Below are 16,947 nucleotides of genomic sequence, written 5' to 3' on the forward strand. Positions count from 1 at the left end.
GGGCCGGCGTCTGCCGGCCGCCCCTTCCAGGGAGAATGAGGGACATGACACGTGCTGTGTACGTCGCCGCCGGCGAGGCGGGGAGCAACAAGGGGACCGTCGCCCTCGGCCTGGTGGAGATGCTGTCGCGGCAGGTGGGGAACGTCGGGGTGTTCCGGCCGGTCGTCCGCGCCGGCCGCGAGGACGCTCTGATCAACACCATCCGGAGCAGATTCCAGCTGACTCTGCCCTACGACGCCTACGCGGGCGTCACCTATGACGAGGTGCACGCCGACAGCGACGGTGCGGCCGGAGAGGTCGTGGCCCGCTACCGTGCCCTCGCCCGGCGGTGCGACGCGGTCGTGGTGGTCGGCACCGACTACACGGACGTGGGGGCGCCGACGGAGTTCGGGTACAACGCCACGCTGGCCGCGGACCTGGGAACCCCTGTGATCAACGTGGTGAGCGGGAGGGGCAGGACGGCCGCGCAGATCGCCGCGGCGGTCGAGCTGTCGTCCAAGGAGCTGGCCCACCACCACGCCCATGAGCTCGCGGTCGTGATCACCCGCGCGGGCGCGGAACCGCCCGTGATCGCCCATGCGACGCCGGTGTTCGTCCTGCCGGAGACTCCTTCCCTGCGCGCCCCGACCGTCGCCGACCTGCTCGACGCGTGCGACGGGAGGTTCTTCCTGGGCGAGCGTGACGGGCTCGGCCGGGAGGCGGGCGCGCTGATGGTGGGCGCGATGTCGCTGCCCAGCATCCTCGACCGCTACACCGAGGGCGCAGCGGTGATCATCCCGTCCGACCGGGCCGCCGCGCTGCTGCCCGGGCTCATCGCGGCGCACACGTCTCCGGGCTTTCCCGCCCTGTCGGCGGTGGTGCTGACCGGCGGCACCGATCTGCCGGCGCCGGTCGATCGGCTGCTGCGCGGCATGGCGATCCCCTTGCCGGTGATCGCCACCGACCACGACACCTTCGACACCGCGACCCGACTGTCGGCAGTGGAGGGCCGCTTCACCCCCGAAGCCGGCGGGAAGATCGACACGGCGCTGCGGCTGTTCGCCGAGCACGTCGACGGCCCGTTGCTGCTGGAGCGGCTGGCCATCGCCAAGACCGACGTCGTCACGCCGCTGATGTTCGAGTACGAGCTGCTGGACCGGGCGCGCACCCGGCGCAGGCACATCGTGCTGCCCGAGGGCGAGGAGCCGCGCATCCTGCGCGCCGCCGACACGCTGTTGCGCCGTGGCGTGGCCGACCTCACCCTGCTCGGCGACGAGAACCGCATCAGGGTGCAGGCCGCCCAGCTCGGTCTCGACCTGGACGAGGCCAAGGTGCTCAGCCCGTTCGATCCGGAGCTGCGCGAGCGGTTCGCCCGCGAGTACGCCGCGGTCCGGGCGCACCGGGGGATGACCGTCGAGCTGGCCCGCGACACCGTCACCGACGTCTCGTACTTCGGCACGCTGATGGTGCACACCGGCATGGCCGACGGCATGGTGTCGGGCGCGGCGCACACCACGGCCCACACGATCAGGCCGGCGTTCGAGATCCTGCGCCTGGGCCTGGTCTCCAGCGTGTTCTTCATGTGCCTGGCCGACCGGGTGCTGGTCTACGGGGACTGCGCGGTCAACCCCGATCCGACCGCCGAGCAGCTGGCCGGCATCGCGATCGCCTCAGCGGGCACCGCCGCGCAGTTCGGCGTCGATCCCAGGATCGCCATGCTGTCCTACTCGACGGGCGCCTCGGGCGCCGGCGCCGACGTCGACAAGGTGCGCGCCGCCACCGGCCTGGTTCGCGAGCGCCGCCCCGACCTCCAGGTGGAAGGACCCATCCAGTACGACGCCGCGGTCGACCCCTCGGTGGCGTTGACCAAGATGCCGGGCAGCGAGGTGGCCGGGCGGGCCACGGTCTTCGTGGTGCCCGACCTCAACACCGGCAACAACCTGTACAAGGCCGTCCAGCGCAGCGCCGGGGCGGTCGCGGTGGGACCGGTGCTGCAGGGGCTGCGCAAGCCGGTCAACGACCTGTCCCGGGGCGCGACCGTGGCCGACATCGTCACCACCGTGGCCGTCACGGCCGCGCAGGTGGAACGGCCTGCTGAGGAGGGGAGGCCAGCCGGGCGAGGGTCTGGCGGGCGATCTCCTGCTCCTCGTCGGTGGGGATGACCAGGACGGGTACGCCGGCATCCGAGGGCGACACCGCGCGCTCGCCCGTTGACTCCGCCTCGTTGAGCGCCGGGTCCACGGCGATGCCGAGGCGGTCGAGCCCGGTCAGGGAGGCGGCGCGGGTCGCGGCGTCGTGCTCGCCCACCCCTCCGGTGAACACGATCGCGTCCACCCGGCCGAGCAGGGCGTAGTACGCGCCGACGTACTTGCGGATCCGCCGGGCGTAGATCTCCAGGGCCAGCCTGGCCTCCTCGTCGTCGCGGGCCCGTACGGTGCGCATGTCACTGGACCCGGTGAGCGCGAGCAGGCCGCCCTCGTGAGTGAGCGCCTGCTCGACCTGCTCGGCGTCGAGCGCGCCCGCCCGGGCCAGATAGCCGGAGAGGGCGGGGTCGACGTCGCCGGAGCGGGTCCCCATGACGAGCCCTTCCAGGGGGGTCAGGCCCATGGAGGTGTCGACGCTGCGGCCGCCGCGGATCGCGGTGGCGCTGGCGCCGTTGCCGAGGTGCAGCACGATCAGGTTGAGCTCGGCGAGGTCGCGGCCCAGGACGGCGGCGGCGCGGCGCGAGACGTACGCGCACGATGTGCCGTGGAAGCCGTAGCGCCGTACGCCGAGCTGCTCACGCCATTCGCGCGGCACCGCGTACGTGTACGCCTCGGGCGGCAGCGTGCGGTGGAAGGCGGTGTCGAACACGGCCACCTGCGGCACCTCGGGGAAGACCTTGCGCGCGAGCCGGATGCCGGTCAGGTTGACCGGGTTGTGCAGGGGAGCGAGCGGGGCCAGCTCCTCGACGGCCGCGATGACCTCGTCGTCGATGAGCACGGCCTCGATGAACCGGGTGCCGCCGTGCACCACCCGGTGCCCGACCGCGACCGGCTCCAGCTCCGGCCCGACGGCGGCGAACGCCTCCATCATCGCGTCCAGGCCCTCTTCGTGGCTGCGGAAGGGACGGTCACGGACATACGGCGGCTCGCCGCCGCGCCGGTGCGTGAGGCGTCCTTGCTCCTGCCCGATGCGCTCGACCAGGCCTTTGGCCGAGCGCAGGTGGGTGTGCGGATCCACGAGCTCGTACTTGATCGAGGAGGATCCCGTGTTCAGGACAAGGATGCGGTCGGCCATGTCCAGGAGCCTATTCCGCGCTGCCGTCGCCGACGTAGCGCTCGGCGAGCCGATCCGAGGGAGGCCCCTGTGGCTATAGCGTGCGGTCTTCCTTGTGGGAAGCGAATGCCAAATGAATCAACCCCAAATGAACCAAATTATCTTGATTGATCTATTTAGCTTCGGGTAAAGTCCGAGTGTGCCTACCGCCATCTGGACAGACGCGCTGGGAACACCACCACCCGGTTTCCCCGCCTCTGTCCACGAATCCGATGCGGCGGCACCTGCTCAGCGAATCGGCGGGCAGTACGCAGCCGGTCCACGGACTCCCGGCCGCCCCGCTCTACGGCGGGTTCCCACCGTGCTGACACGTCAGACAGGCAAGCCTGGCCAACAGCCGAACCCAGCCCCCATTCGGGTGCTGCGTTCTTCAGCACGACAGTCGCGAACGTACAAGCCAAGTTCATCGCATTGTCGAAGGAAGCCGGCTGAGGCCTACTGAGACGAGGAGACTGGCCATGGCCAACGAGACTGAACGTCGCGGAAGTCCCGCAACGACGGCCGACGGAGAACGGGATCAATGGTGGCTGGTGATCGCCGCCGCCCTGGCCGTGTTCATGGCGTCCGTGGACATGAGCATCGTCAACGTCGCGCTGCCGGCGATCGAGCAGGATCTCGGCATCGCCACCAGCACGACCGAGTGGGTGGTGCTCGCCTACCTTCTGCCGCTCGCCGGTCTGGCCCTTCCGAGCGGCCGCTGGCTGGACAGTGTCGGGCGGCGCCCGGCTCTGGTCTTCTCGCTCACCGGGTTCGCCCTCGCGAGCGTCGCAGCGGGACTCGCGCCCAACCTCGCGTGGCTGGTCGGCGCGCGGCTGGTCCAGGGAAGCTTCGGCGCGCTGCTCTTCTCGCTGGTTCCGGCGCTGGCCACGACTGCCGTTCGGCCGCAGGCCCGCGGTCGCGCCATGGGGCTGATCACGACCCTCGGTCCGCTCGGGCTCATCAGCGGGCCAGGACTGGGTGGCCTGATCGTCGACGGCCTCGGCTGGCCGTGGATCTTCTTCGTCAACGTCCCGGTGAGCGTCCTCGTCATGGCGGTCGGACTGCGTATGCTGCCGGCCAACGCACCGTTGCGGATGCCCGAACGTCAGTGGTTCACCGAGGCCCTGCTGCTCAGCGCGGCCGTCGCCGCGCTTCTGCTCGCTCTTTCCTTCACGGCGAGCGGAGGTCCCGTATGGATGTTGCTCGCGCTGATCGCGGTACCGCTCCTCGTCCTGTGGCTGCGCATGCCCGTCAGCAGTGCCATCCGTGACCTCTTCCGCGTCCCGGGCGAGGTGGGACCGCATGTCGCGCTGACCTCGGCCGCGACGGCCATCGGGACCGTGTTCTTCATGGTCCCGTACTTCATGCAACGGGAGCTCGGCGAGTCGCTGTCGGTCGCCGGCGTCGCGGTCCTCGTCTTCCCCGCGGGAATGGCCTTGATGGGACCGGTCGGCGGTTTCCTGGGTGACTGGTGGGGGTCCCGGAAGACCGCCGTCCTGGGAGCGGTCCTGTTCACCGTCGGCCTGGCTCTCCTCCTGCCGATGGACCGTTCATGGAGCGTTGGCGATCTGGCGTGGCGGTTGTTCCTGGCAGGCTGTGGAAACGGCCTGTTCAACGCTCCGAACATGGCGATGGCGATGACCAACGCGCCGCCGCCGTTGCTGGCGACCACCGGCTCCTCGACCAGCCTCGCCCGAACGATGGGGTTCGCCTTCGGGCCTGCTCTGGCCACGTTGGTGTGGGCCGTCTCCTCCTACCAGCCTGCGGGGATGCGTGGCGCCATGACTGTGGCGACGGTGCTCAGCGCGTTGTCGGTCGTCGCCCTCCTGCGTACGCGAGTGCCCGGCGAGCAGGCTGAGGTGGCCCAGGATCAGCGCCCGGCGGGCGGCTCCGCGACCTGAGATCACACCAAGACCTCCCATTCCGGCGCAAGGCCTAGTTGTCGCGCCGGAGGGCGAAAGGACAATGCTGGTGACGAATTCGAGGCGGCATCGGAGCCGCCCATCGAGCACTGGGTGACCTGACATGGGCATCGAGCGCAATCTCTTCATCCGCGAGTTCCTGAGGAACCCGCTCCGCACCGCATCGATCATCCCGAGCTCGCGGAGCGTCGCGAGGTGCATGGCCGCCACTCTGCCCATAGAAGGCGATCCGGTGGTCGTGGAGCTGGGACCCGGCACCGGCGCGTTCACCACCGAGATCCAGCGCCGGCTCGGCGGACGTGGCCGCCACCTGGCCATGGAGCTGAACGACAAGTTCGCCGCGCTGCTACGCGACCGGTTCCCAGCCGTGGACGTCGTCGTCGGCGACGCGGCGCATGTGCGCCGGCTCCTTGGCGAACGTGGCTTGGATCGCGCCGACGCGATCGTCAGCGGTCTGCCGTACGCGCTGTTCTCCCAGCCCCTGCAGCATCTGCTGATGGGCGCTGTCCGCGACTGCCTGGCGCCGGACGGGATCTTCGTAGCGTTCGCGTACGTTCATGCCGCGTGGTCGCCGCCGGCCCGTCGCTTCAGCCGGCTGCTTGAATCCCTTTTCGGAGAGGTCGCGGTCGGCAAGATCGTCTGGGCGAACCTGCCTCCCGCCTTCGTGTACACGGCGCGTCACGTCAAATCCCCTCAGCACGCGAACGCCCGCGACAGGGGCGCCATCGACTCTTGGCGCGACTCTTGGCGCGACTCCTGACGCGAAGACGGACGTCGGCCACGCGCGGGTCGAGTGCCGTGGCCGACGTCCAGGCGCTCGGCCCGCCGTGCTCCAGTTGTCTTCATCTGGTGCGAGCGACAGGGACCAACGACGCAAGCGACTCGGCGAGGATCTGTGGCCCGTGCTGGGTGAGCACCGATTCTGGATGGAACTGCAGGGATCGAAAACCCGGACCGTACAGCGCGTGAATCTCGCCCGTTCGACGATCGCGGCTGACGCGTACGGGCTCGCGTAGCCTCGCGCAGGAGACGAGCCCCTTGTCGGAAAGGGCGCTGTAGGTGTTGTAGAAGCCCACTCGTTCAGGCCGGCCGAACAGGTCTATGAGCCGCTGAACGCCCTGGTTGGGCACCGTGCGCCGGATGAGCTGAAATCCGAGTTCGACGGCGAGCACCTGATGACCGAGGCAGATGGACAGGAAGGGAGTCGTACCAGCGAGCAACTCGCGGGTGAGCCCCCGAAGTGCGCCGATCCGTGGATCCGTCGCATCGCGAGGGTCGCCGGGGCCTGGGCCGATGACGACGAGTTCGAACGCCTCCGTGATCGGGGAGCCGTCGAACCGCGCGATCGTGGTCTCCAATCCGAGGGCGCGCAGTTGATGGCCCAGCATCGCGGTGAAGGTGTCCTCGCCGTCGACGACCAGAACGCGTCGCCCGCGCAGTATCGGATCCGGCGCACTACGGTGCGCTCCGTCGAGCCAGAACCGGGACAGTGTGGCGTTACGGTCCTGCAGCGCCCGACGCACCCGCGGGTCGGCGCCCGGTGACGCGTGCGCGCTCGCCCTGGTGTGCCGCGTGCCCGTGCCGGGAGGCTCTTGCACCAGGCCGAGCGCTTTGAGCATGCCCGCCGCCTTGGCGCGGGTCTCGGCTACCTCGGACTTGGGGTCCGAATCGCGGACGAGAGTGGCGCCGACGCCCAGCGACAGTCGGCCGTCGTCGCTGAACTCGCCGGTCCGGATCATGATCGACGAGTCGAGCGTGCGGCTGCCGAGAGAATCACGGCCGATCAGCGCGAGAACGCCGCCGTAATATCTCCGGCCCGTCGCCTCATGACGGCTGATGACCCGGAAGGCGTTCTCGAGAGGACTGCCCGTTACGGTGGGGGCCAGCAAGGTTTCTTGAAGCACACCGCGTACGTCGAGGTCGCTGTGCCCGCTCAGGTCGTACTCGGTGTGGGTCAGGCGCGTCATCTCCTTGAGAAACGGGCCATGGACCTGACCGCCCATGGAGCACATCCGGGCCATCATCTTCAGTTCTTCGTCGACCACCATGTAAAGCTCGTTCGTCTCTTTTGAATCGCTCAGAAATTGCAAGAGCCCATCTGCGTCGGGGCCCTCTGGTGGATGCCGGTAGGTCCCGCTGATGGGGTTCATCACGACCGTGCCGTCGGTCAGGCTGACGTGTCGTTCCGGAGATGCGCCGATGAATGTCCCCGCACCGGTGTGGAACAGGAATGTCCAGTAGGACCCGAGCTCACCGGTGAGGAGCCGGCGGAAGATGCTGAGCTCCGTACGAACCGAGTAATCATCCACCCGTGCGATAAAGGAGCGTCTGATGACGAAGTTGGACCCGGCGCCCTTTCCGATCTCATCGCTCAGGACCCGCCGTGCGGTCTCCGCATACGCCTGATCGTCGATATCGAAGCCGGCGTCGAAAACGCGCACGTTCTCGTCGGGCAGGCAGGTGAGGGCTTGAGCCAGGTCCAGTTCGGCCTGTTCCTGGACCCGCATCGCCAGCATCGGAGCATGGTCATCGCGGCAGGCGAACCCCCGCTCGATGATTTGCCGGTACGGGATCGCCACGAGAAGGTCCTGTTCGGGTGCAGGGAGCGTCGCCGCATCGGGCAGCGGCAGGTCGGCGAGACGGTCCGCACGCGAGACCTCGCCGACGAGCAGCTCTACGGGCGCTTTCTGAGCCGAGTGCGGCCTGTAGAGCAAGGCGAAGGCGCGCCCGTCCTCGCCTAGACCGGCCACATCGTGCGTCGAGTCGACCGACTCCGAATTTGTCCCGAACATATCTGGCCCTTTCTCCTGAGATCAGGGTTCCTCCCTCGATCCTGCGACGATGAAATGAGCTGGACAATCACCTGAGCAAGCCAACCATCGCAGCGGTATTCAAGCGGACAATGGCGTGAACACTCCATGGGAAAGCGTTCGGCACGGCTGGATCACGCGCTCCCAGCGCACCATCGTCATGGACGCGGCTGATGCCGCGGAACCTGGCCGGGAGCATGGCGTGAACACCTTAATCAGGTAGTCCTACTCGCGTGAGTAGTGGGAAAATCGGCATATGCCGATTACCGTCGTGTTCAGCCCAGTTCCCTATCGGAAGCGAGGTGGACGGTGTGAACGCCAACGAAGCCATCAGCAAAACCGTCCCGAAGGGACGAGTAGCCGGCAAGGCGCTGTGGGTGGTGCAGGTCGTGCTGGGCCTCGACTTCATCATCGGCGGGTCGCTGAAACTCCTCGGTGTGCCGTCGATGGTGAATCTGTTCGGCCGTATCGGCGCCGGCCAATGGTTCAGGTACGTGGTCGGCTCGTTGGAGCTGGCCGGCGGGATCGGTGTGCTGATCCCCGCCCTGGGCGGCCTCGCCGCGCTCGGATTGGTGTCGCTGCTGACAGCGGCCACGTTCACCAACGCGTTCATCGTCGACGACCCACCATGGGCCCCGCTGTTCTGGCTGGTGGTGGCCGCCATCGTCGCCTGGCGCCGCTGGCCGCGGACCAAGATGTTGTTCAGCGGTCTCAGACGCCGACGGGTGGGCCTTCCCTAGAGAGCGGTCCGAACTGCTGAAAGACGCGTTTGCGGGTGGTGACAGTGGATGAGCGCCCCGCCGACGGCCACACGGGCGACATCAGCCACGGCGGCGATCGGCCCGATTCGTCCTGGCGCGTGACCCGCGAGGTCGCATTGCTGTTCCTCAAACTGGGCACCATCGCCTTCGGGGGCCCTGCCGCACACATAGCGATGATGCGCGACGAGCTGGTACGCCGCCGCGGCTGGGTCACCGATGAGCGCTTCGCCGACCTGATCGGCGCGACCAACCTGATCCCGGGCCCCAACTCCACCGAGCTGGCCATCCACCTCGGGTTCGACCGGGCCCGCTGGCGCGGCCTGGTCGCGGCCGGCATGTGCTTCATCCTGCCCGCCGCACTCATGGTGACGGCGCTGGCATGGGCATATGTCCGCTACGGCGACACTCCCGCCGTCGGCGGCATCCTGTACGGAGTGGTTCCCACGGTGATCGCCATCATCGCCCACGCCTTGCTCAGCCTGTTCCGGACGGTGATCAAGAACATCTGGATGGCGGCTCTGGCGCTCGCCGCACTGGTGGCCTATCTGCTCGGCGGCAACGAACTGCTCATCCTCATCGCCGGAGCCGTCCTGGCCGCTGCCGCCCACCTGCCGCGCGTGCGTTCCTGGATGCGCCATCCGCACATGCTGCTGCTGCCACTGCTCGGCGGCCGGCTCCCGGTCCTGTCCGACCCTACCGGCGGCCAGCTGACCCAGCTGTTCACCACCATGCTGAAGATCGGCTCGGTGCTCTACGGCAGCGGCTACGTGCTGGTGGCCTTCCTTCGCGGAGACTTCGTCGAGCGGCTCGGCTGGCTCAGCCACCAGCAGCTCATCGACGCCGTCTCCATCGGCCAGGTCACTCCCGGCCCGGTGTTCACCACCGCCACCTTCATCGGCTACCTTGTCGCCGGTCCGCTTGGCGCGTTCCTGGCCACCGTGGCGATCTTCCTGCCCTCGTTCGTGTTCGTCGGCCTGCTCACCAGGCTCACCGGCTGGCTGCGCTCCCGGGCCTGGTCCTCCACTCTCCTGGACGGGCTGAACGCCACCGCCCTGGCCCTCATGGCCGGGGTCTCCTACCACCTGGCCCGCACCGCCGTCATCGACCTGCTCACCTTGGCCATCTGCACGCTGACCCTGGCGTTGCTGTGGAAGACCAAACTCAACACCGCCTGGTTCATCGCTGGTGGCGCCCTCATCGGCCTGATCCACAGTCTGCTCACCTGACCGACCTCCCGGAGGACTCACATGAGCGACAACCACACCTGCCCGTACTGCCATCTCAGTGCGGCCACCGACGAACCTCCAGGCGGCTGGGTTCACCGAGACGAGTTCTGGCTGGTCCATCACGGCCCCGCCGGAACCTCCAGGCCAGGTACGATGAAGATCATCTCGCGGCGGCACTTCGTTGACTTCGCCGACATGACCGCCTCCGAAACGGCGACCTTCGGCCCGCTGCTGAGCCGGCTCGACATCGCCCTGCATGCCACCACCGACGCCGAACGCGTCCACCTCATCTCCACCCGTGACCGCGTCCAGCACTTCCACGCCTGGCTCTACCCACGGCCCGCCTCCCATCCCCTGCGCAGCATCGACTTCCTGGCTGCTCCTCAGCACAGCGACCCGGCCGAAGTCGACTCCGTCGCCGAAGCCGTCCGCCGCCGTCTCACCGCGGCAACCGGCTGAACCGGAGCGCGGGCGCCTCCTGCGCGGGGACGACAGGTCCGCTACCGCGCACGCGGTACTTCCGCGGCTTCTGCGGCGTCCGCGGCAGCCGGCTACGGCGTCGGCGGCAGCGCGAATTGCCTGCGCAGGCTGGACGACCCGCGAGGGCTTCGACGGGCATCATCAGGCGACAACCAGTCGTAGAAGCCAGAAGGAGCGTCTCATGTCAGTCCGTCATCTGCTCGCCACACCGGCGGCCGCGTACATCCTGGCCCAGCCGGACCCCGTCACCGTCTATGGCTTGACTCCCGCGCGTCTCTGGGCCTCGCTGGCCGCGCTGCTGGCGCTGGCCGGCGTGGTGATCGGCGGGCTGGCCATGGCTCGATCCGCAGGCCGGTTCGGCACCGGGCGGAGAGGGGCCATCGTTGCCCTGGTGACGGGCCTGATCGGCGCGGTCATCGGCGGGGTGGTCGTGGGCGCCGCCGAGGGTGGCCCCGGCGCCGGCTACGGAATAGTCGGCGGTTACGCGGCCCTGGTGCTGGGGCTGATCGCCATGGTTCTGGGCGGGCTGGCCCAGGTCCGCTCCCGCCGCACCGGCTGACCGGGGACGTGAGCCGTCAGAGTGCCCGTTCTGGAGACCCCCGGTCGAGGGGCTGCGAGGAACGGACCCGCACGACATAGTTCTCGTGGTCGAACCGGCGGGTCCGCTGGCGGAAGGCACGGGTGAAGCCGGGCCACAAAGTGGTGTTACGGCCGTGGGCGTCGAGGTACCAGTTCGTACACCCGGACGACCACACGGTCCCGGCCATCTTTCGCTGGACGTCGGAGACGAATGCCGCCTGGACCTCCGCGCGTACCTCCACCGCCGCGATATCGGCCCCGCCCATGAAACGTATGGCATCGACCGCGTACTCGATCTGGGCCTCCATCGTCAGAAGCGAGGAGTTCTGGCCCGACACGGTGTTCGGCCCCAGAAGCAGGAAGAGGTTCGGATAGCCCGCTATGGACGAGCCCAGGTAGGCCTCCGCACCCTTGCCCCAGGCGTCGGCCAGCAGCCGGCCGTCCCTTCCGCGAAGCCGGCGGGCCACGGGCATGTTGGCCGACTCGAACCCTGTGCCGAAGATGATCGTGTCGACCCTGCGTTCAGTCCCGTCAGCGCTGACGATGGAATGTTCGCCGACCTCACGGATCTCGCTCGTCACCAGTTCGGCATTCGGCTGAGTGATCGCGGGGAAGTAGTCGCTGGAAAGGATGATCCGTTTGCAGCCGAGCCGGTAATCGGGAGTGAGTGCCGCGCGCAGCTCAGGGTCGTCGACCTGCCGACGCAGGTGACGCCGGGCCAGCCACTCCACCGGCTTGAGCATCCGCTGATCGAACGTCAGACCGAGGATGAGGGACTCCCGCCACAGGTAGACCCCCGTTCGGGCCAGCCGCTGCACGCTCGGCAACTTCCGGAAGAGCCCTCGCTCAAGGACGGTCTTGCTGCGATCCCAGCGCGGAATCACCCACGGAGGCGTGCGCTGGAAAACGTAGAGCCGGCTGACCTCCGGCTGGATCTCCGGAATGAACTGCACGGCGGACGCGCCGGTGCCGATCACTGCCACATGCTTGCCATGAATGTCGTAAGAGGGGCTCCATGCCGCCGAATGAAAGGCGGTGCCGGCGAATCGCTGCAAACCCGGAAGGTACGGCGTGGCGGTCTCGCTGAGTGGGCCGGCCGCGACCACCAGGACGTCCGCCGTCAGACATCCCTTCGATGTGACGATGCGCCAATGAGCGGAATCGTCATGCCATTCGGCGGCCAGCATCTCATGCCCGAAACGAAGATGCCGCTCCAATCCGACCTCCGCCGCGCACCGTCGCAGATATCTCTGGATCTCAGGCTGCAAGGGGAACGTACGGGTCCAGCCCGGATCAGGCGCGAACGAGTATGAGTAGAGATTGGACGGTACGTCGCAGGCGGCGCCAGGGTAGACATTGGCCCGCCAGGCCCCGCCGACGTCGTCGCCGCGTTCGAGCACGACGAAATCGTCGATGCCGAGCTGCTTGAGCCGGATGGCCATCCCCAGCCCGCCGAACCCGGCACCGATGATCGCAATGCGCGCGTGCGGCTCCGGCAACTGGGCGAACGTCTGGGGCATCGACGCTCCGGCGGTTTCTCGCCCGGCAGGTGGCGACGATCCGGTCACAGCCGGAGCCGGCCGGGGAGAGCGCTTCAGGACCCACAGGGCCGGCCCTGAGGTCAAGTAGGTGGCGGTCAGCAATCCGAAGGCCGCCTTCGGATTCGTCAGTACGGCCGGGATGGAGATCAGCCAGAACCACCACCGGAGAGTGAAGAGCGGACCGAACTTGGCATAGGGGAACGTGGTGATCATAAGGATGGCCAGGCATCCGATGAGCCCCGCATAGCCGGCGGCCGGCTCGATATCCAATTGCATGGCGATGCCGAGGATGACGGCGGGCATCGCCGACGGAAGGCCGGAAAAGTACTGCGCCTCCTTGGGGAGCACGTTGAAGCGCGCGAGCCGGATCATCGCGCAGATGGCCAGGATCGCGCATGTGGACACGATCGCGTAGCGCGGGGCGGCACCGTTGAGCCAGTGATAGGCGAGCAGGGGCGTCGCCACCCCGAACCCGCAGAGATCCGCCAAGGAGTCCATCTGGGCGCCGAAGGGGCTGGAGACTCCGAACCTCCGGGCAAGCGCGCCGTCGATCCCGTCCAGGCCGAAACAGCCGAGCAGACAGACTCCCGCCCAGCGCAGCTCGCCGGCCGCGGACAGCAGAATCGCGCTGGAGCCGAGGAGCAGGACGGCCATGGTGCACATGTTGACAACGGCGAATTTCACCAGCCGGCCAGGAGTCGGTTCCCCTGGAAGGAGTGCGGTGAGCCACCTCGCCGGCCACCGTGCCGCAATAATGCCGGCCGTTCGAGACCTTTGCCCGGCGGACAGTTGTCGGATGGACACGGGAGATCCTCCCAACCGATATCGGCATGTTTTCCATCTCCTCGAAGTCTCTGCGCACGATGGGGAAGCGGCGTCACCCGTTCACGCGATTCCCGTCAGATTCACGTGAACGAGTGATGCGAATGGCCGCATAAGAGGCACTACTCGTATGAGTAGTTGGGCAAAAGGCGCATCGCTATTACTGTCATTCTCAGTCGAGTTCGATATCAGGCGGTGATACCACCATGGAAGTGCTGGTCCAGAAATATGGCGGTACCTCCTTGGAGACGCTTGACCGTGTTCGCAACGCCGCCCTGCGAATCGCACCGGAGTGGCGGCGGGGGCGGTCGCTGGTCGTGGTCGTTTCCGCGCGTGGCAGCAGAACCGATGATCTCCTCCGGCTGGCCGCCGACATCGGCCCGACGCGTCCGTCGCGAGAGCTGGATCAGTTGCTGGCCGTCGGCGAGTGCGAGTCGGCCGCGTTGATGGCCCTCGCCTTGACGCGTCTGGGAGTGCCGGCCACTTCGCTGACGGCTCATCAGGCCGGGATCCGGACGACTGATCGCCATGGCGACGCGCTCATCTCGAGCATCGGCGCGGCACCTGTGCGGGCGGTTCTGGAGAAGGGCGAGGTCGCCGTGGTCACCGGGTTCCAGGGGGTCGACCAGGCCGGCGACATCGCCACCCTCGGGCGCGGCGGCTCCGACACGACCGCGGTGGCGCTGGCGGCGCGGCTGCGCGCGTCCGCGTGCGAAATCTACACCGATGTCGATGGTGTCTTCAGCGCCGATCCCCGCGTACTTCCCGCCGCCCGATGCCTACCGTGGATCCGCCCCGACGTGATGGCGGAGATGGCGTTCGCGGGCGCGCGGATTCTGCATACCCGCTGCGTCGAGCTGGCAGCCATGGAGGGGGTCGAGGTGCGCGTCAGAAACGCGTCATCGCAAGCGCCGGGAACGACCATCGTCGAACTGCAGGACGGCCGGCCGCTGGAAACCAGGCGAGTCGTCGTGGCGGTGACCCATGACACCGACGTCGCGCGCGTGCTGGTGCACTGCCAGAACGGCTGTCGCGATCTGGCCCCTGAGGTCTTCGAGGTGCTGGCCGCCCAGGGAACGGTGGTCGACCTGGTAGCCAGATCCGGACCCTATGAGAACGAATTCCGCATGGGGTTCGTGATGCGTCGCAGCCAGGCCGGTCGCATTCGGGCCGCTTTGAACGAAGTCGCGGTTGGTTTCGGGGGTGGCGTGCGTTTCGAGGAGAACGTCGGCAAGGTGTCGGTGGTCGGGATGGGTTTGCTCAGCCGCCCGGAGTACACGGCCAGGGTCATGGCCGTCCTGGCCGCGGCCGAGATTCCGACGAGCTGGATCTCCACCTCTCAGCTGCGGATATCGGTCATCGTGCCGCAGGACCGCACCGTCGACGCCGTCGCCGCCCTGCATCGCGAGTTCCACCTCGACCAGCACGAGCAGCGCTCTCCTGATGCGCCGCGCACGTCCGCGACCTCCGCCCACTCAGCTCCGGTTTGAGAGGCAGACACCATGGCCGTACACAACGCCTCGTTCGCCCGGCGTCTCCGCGTGCGACGCCTGTTCCGTCACGGCGACGGACGCCTGCTCGTGGTCCCCCTCGATCATTCCGTCACCGATGGCCCCCTCGGCTGCGGCGATCTGAACGCCCTGGTAGGTGAGCTCACCGGTACCGGCGTCGACGCCGTGGTGCTGCACAAGGGCAGTCTCCGCCATGTCGATCACGGCTGGTTCGGTGACATGTCGCTGATCGTGCATCTGAGCGCAAGCACGAGACACGCTCCGGATCCGAACGCGAAATACCTGGTCGCCGACGTCGAAGAGGCACTGCGACTGGGAGCCGACGCGGTGAGTGTGCACGTCAACATCGGCTCGGACGCAGAGGCCCGTCAGATCACCGATCTGGCCGCGGTGTCGGAGGACTGCGACCGCTGGAATGTGCCGCTGCTCGCCATGGTGTACGCCCGGGGGGCGAAGATCAGCGACTCGCGGGCGCCCCATCTGGTGGCACACGCTGCCACGCTGGCCGCCGACCTCGGCGCGGACATCGTCAAGACGGACTATCCCGGAACGCCCGATCAGATGGCGGAGGTCGTGCAGGCCTGCCCGATACCCGTCATCGTGGCCGGCGGGCCACGCCAGGAGGAGAACGGCGCCATCCTGGCCAATGTTTCCGACGCGCTGCGTGGCGGAGCCGCCGGGGTGGCCGTTGGACGCAATGTCTTCCAGGCGAGCCGGCCAGGCCGGATGGCCGCGACGGTCGCGAGCCTGGTCCACGATCCGCGCTGTCCCGCACGCGGTGAGGTGCTGGACGACCGGCTGAACCTCATCACCTGACCGCCGGACGACCGGCTGAACCTCACCACCTGACCGCCGGACGACCGGCTGAACCTCACCACCTGACCTCGGCAGAGGAGAGAACCCGTGAAACTGTGCTGGCTGGACATCCGTAACGCCGACCGGGCCAGAGAAGCGATCGTCGAGGAGGCCATCCACCAGCGGGTGGACGCCGTCGTGGCGGCCGATCCGGACGACTTGGCGGCACTGCCCCCGACCGTGAAGAAGGTCCTGTTCCCGCTGACCGAGTCGCTACCGGACAAGCTGGAGATCGCCGATCTGGTCATCGTCGACCCAGACCGCCATGGCGACCCGGCCGAGCTGGCCCGTCAATACTCTGACGTGGAGTTCGGCCGGTTCGTGGAGATCACCGACCCTGACAGCCTTGAGGAAGCATGCCGGGCCGCGCGCCTCGACCGGTGGAGCGTGCTGTCCTTCCGCGACCCCACCAAGATCCCGTTGGAGATCGTGCTGGCCGCCGCGGCCAGATCGGACGGCTCGGTCATCACGCAGGTGGCCGACGTCGAGGAAGCACAGATCGTCTTCGGGGTGCTCGAGCACGGCTCCGACGGAGTGATGCTCGCCCCCCGCGCCCCGGGCGAGGCCACCAGCCTGAAGGCGGCCGCGGCGGTCACTCTGGCCGACCTGTCGCTGGTGGAGCTGGAGGTCACCGCGATCCGGCGGGTCGGCATGGGGGAACGGGTGTGCGTGGACACCTGTACGCAGTTCCGCCCCGACGAGGGCATTCTCGTCGGCTCGTACTCCCACGGCATGATTCTGTGCTGCAGCGAGACTCATCCGCTTCCGTACATGCCGACGCGGCCGTTCCGGGTCAACGCCGGGGCGCTGCACTCGTACACGCTGTCGGAGCAGGGACGCACCAACTACCTCAGCGAGCTCAGCGCCGGCGGCAAAGTGCTCGCCGTGGACTCGGCGGGGCGGGCGCGAGCCGTCACGGTGGGCCGGGTCAAGATCGAGAGCCGGCCGATGCTCGCGATCGACGCGGTGGCGCCGTCGGGCGTTCTCGTCAACCTCATCGTTCAGGACGACTGGCATGTACGGGTGCTCGGGCCGGGCGGCACGGTGCTGAACGTCACAGACCTGGCGGCGGGCACGAAGATGCTCGGCCACCTGCCGGTCGAGCAGCGGCACGTCGGCTACCCGATCGATGAGTTCTGCATCGAGAAATGAGCGGTGACCGCG

The 16,947-nt window shown here is 68.1% G+C and carries 13 protein-coding genes; 10 read left to right on the forward strand and 3 right to left on the reverse strand.

Going from position 1 to position 16,947, the window contains the following annotated elements; translation table 11 throughout:
- The first annotated feature begins 44 nt into the window (after window positions 1–44).
- Entirely contained in the window at window positions 45–2,141 is a 2,097-nt protein-coding gene (gene pta / locus ABEA43_RS55515) for a phosphate acetyltransferase (RefSeq protein ID WP_345575283.1), read from the forward strand.
- Here the strand turns inward: pta and ABEA43_RS55520 are convergent.
- Window positions 2,047–3,258 carry an acetate/propionate family kinase gene (locus ABEA43_RS55520; RefSeq protein ID WP_345575285.1) on the reverse strand — a complete coding sequence of 404 codons (1,212 nt, stop codon included), beginning with the start codon at window positions 3,256–3,258 and terminating at the stop codon, window positions 2,047–2,049. The genes pta and ABEA43_RS55520 overlap by 95 nt on opposite strands.
- 497 nt (window positions 3,259–3,755) lie before the next feature.
- On the opposite strand from ABEA43_RS55520, the gene ABEA43_RS55525 reads away from it, so the two are divergent.
- Together ABEA43_RS55525 and ABEA43_RS55530 are read left to right on the forward strand one after the other, a co-directional pair.
- On the forward strand, window positions 3,756–5,177 hold the full coding sequence (locus tag ABEA43_RS55525; RefSeq protein ID WP_345575288.1) for an MFS transporter: 1,422 nt from the start codon (window positions 3,756–3,758) through the stop codon (window positions 5,175–5,177).
- Between the two features lie 124 nt (window positions 5,178–5,301).
- Complete coding sequence (locus tag ABEA43_RS55530; RefSeq protein ID WP_345575290.1) at window positions 5,302–5,958, forward strand: class I SAM-dependent methyltransferase; 657 nt, start codon at window positions 5,302–5,304, stop codon at window positions 5,956–5,958.
- Window positions 5,959–6,040: 82 nt separating this feature from the next.
- Here ABEA43_RS55530 and ABEA43_RS55535 read toward each other — a convergent pair whose 3' ends face one another.
- Window positions 6,041–7,990, reverse strand: coding sequence for an anthranilate synthase family protein (locus ABEA43_RS55535; protein ID WP_345575292.1), 1,950 nt, complete (start codon window positions 7,988–7,990; stop codon window positions 6,041–6,043).
- A 329-nt stretch (window positions 7,991–8,319) separates the two neighbouring features.
- On the opposite strand from ABEA43_RS55535, the gene ABEA43_RS55540 reads away from it, so the two are divergent.
- The 4 genes from ABEA43_RS55540 (at window position 8,320) to ABEA43_RS55555 (ending at window position 11,034) form a co-directional block, all read left to right on the forward strand.
- On the forward strand, window positions 8,320–8,748 hold the full coding sequence (locus tag ABEA43_RS55540; RefSeq protein ID WP_345575293.1) for a DoxX family protein: 429 nt from the start codon (window positions 8,320–8,322) through the stop codon (window positions 8,746–8,748).
- A gap of 44 nt (window positions 8,749–8,792) precedes the next feature.
- The gene (gene chrA / locus ABEA43_RS55545; protein ID WP_345575295.1) at window positions 8,793–9,995 is read left to right on the forward strand and encodes a chromate efflux transporter; all 1,203 of its coding nucleotides are present in this window, start codon (window positions 8,793–8,795) and stop codon (window positions 9,993–9,995) included.
- 21 nt (window positions 9,996–10,016) lie between these two features.
- A complete protein-coding gene (locus ABEA43_RS55550; RefSeq protein WP_345575297.1) occupies window positions 10,017–10,454 on the forward strand; it encodes an HIT family protein in 438 nt (145 codons plus the stop codon).
- Window positions 10,455–10,656: 202 nt separating this feature from the next.
- Window positions 10,657–11,034 carry a DUF6223 family protein gene (locus ABEA43_RS55555; protein ID WP_345575299.1) on the forward strand — a complete coding sequence of 126 codons (378 nt, stop codon included), beginning with the start codon at window positions 10,657–10,659 and terminating at the stop codon, window positions 11,032–11,034.
- A gap of 16 nt (window positions 11,035–11,050) precedes the next feature.
- On the opposite strand, the gene ABEA43_RS55560 is transcribed toward ABEA43_RS55555, so the two are convergent.
- Window positions 11,051–13,258 carry an NAD(P)-binding domain-containing protein gene (locus ABEA43_RS55560; RefSeq protein WP_345575355.1) on the reverse strand — a complete coding sequence of 736 codons (2,208 nt, stop codon included), beginning with the start codon at window positions 13,256–13,258 and terminating at the stop codon, window positions 11,051–11,053.
- Window positions 13,259–13,623: 365 nt separating this feature from the next.
- Between ABEA43_RS55560 and ABEA43_RS55565 the strand changes: the two genes are divergently transcribed.
- From ABEA43_RS55565 to ABEA43_RS55575, 3 genes are all read left to right on the forward strand, one after another.
- Complete coding sequence (locus ABEA43_RS55565) at window positions 13,624–14,907, forward strand: aspartate kinase (protein WP_345575301.1); 1,284 nt, start codon at window positions 13,624–13,626, stop codon at window positions 14,905–14,907.
- A 12-nt stretch (window positions 14,908–14,919) separates the two neighbouring features.
- Window positions 14,920–15,744, forward strand: a complete 825-nt coding sequence (locus ABEA43_RS55570) for a 2-amino-3,7-dideoxy-D-threo-hept-6-ulosonate synthase (protein WP_345575303.1) — start codon at window positions 14,920–14,922, stop codon at window positions 15,742–15,744.
- A gap of 87 nt (window positions 15,745–15,831) precedes the next feature.
- Window positions 15,832–16,935 (forward strand): 3-dehydroquinate synthase II family protein, encoded by a 1,104-nt coding sequence (locus tag ABEA43_RS55575; protein WP_345575305.1) that lies wholly within the window; start codon window positions 15,832–15,834, stop codon window positions 16,933–16,935.
- Window positions 16,936–16,947: the final 12 nt, after the last annotated feature.

The sequence above is a fragment of the Nonomuraea rosea genome, assembly GCF_039539705.1.
In the GTDB taxonomy this organism is placed as follows: domain Bacteria; phylum Actinomycetota; class Actinomycetes; order Streptosporangiales; family Streptosporangiaceae; genus Nonomuraea; species Nonomuraea rosea.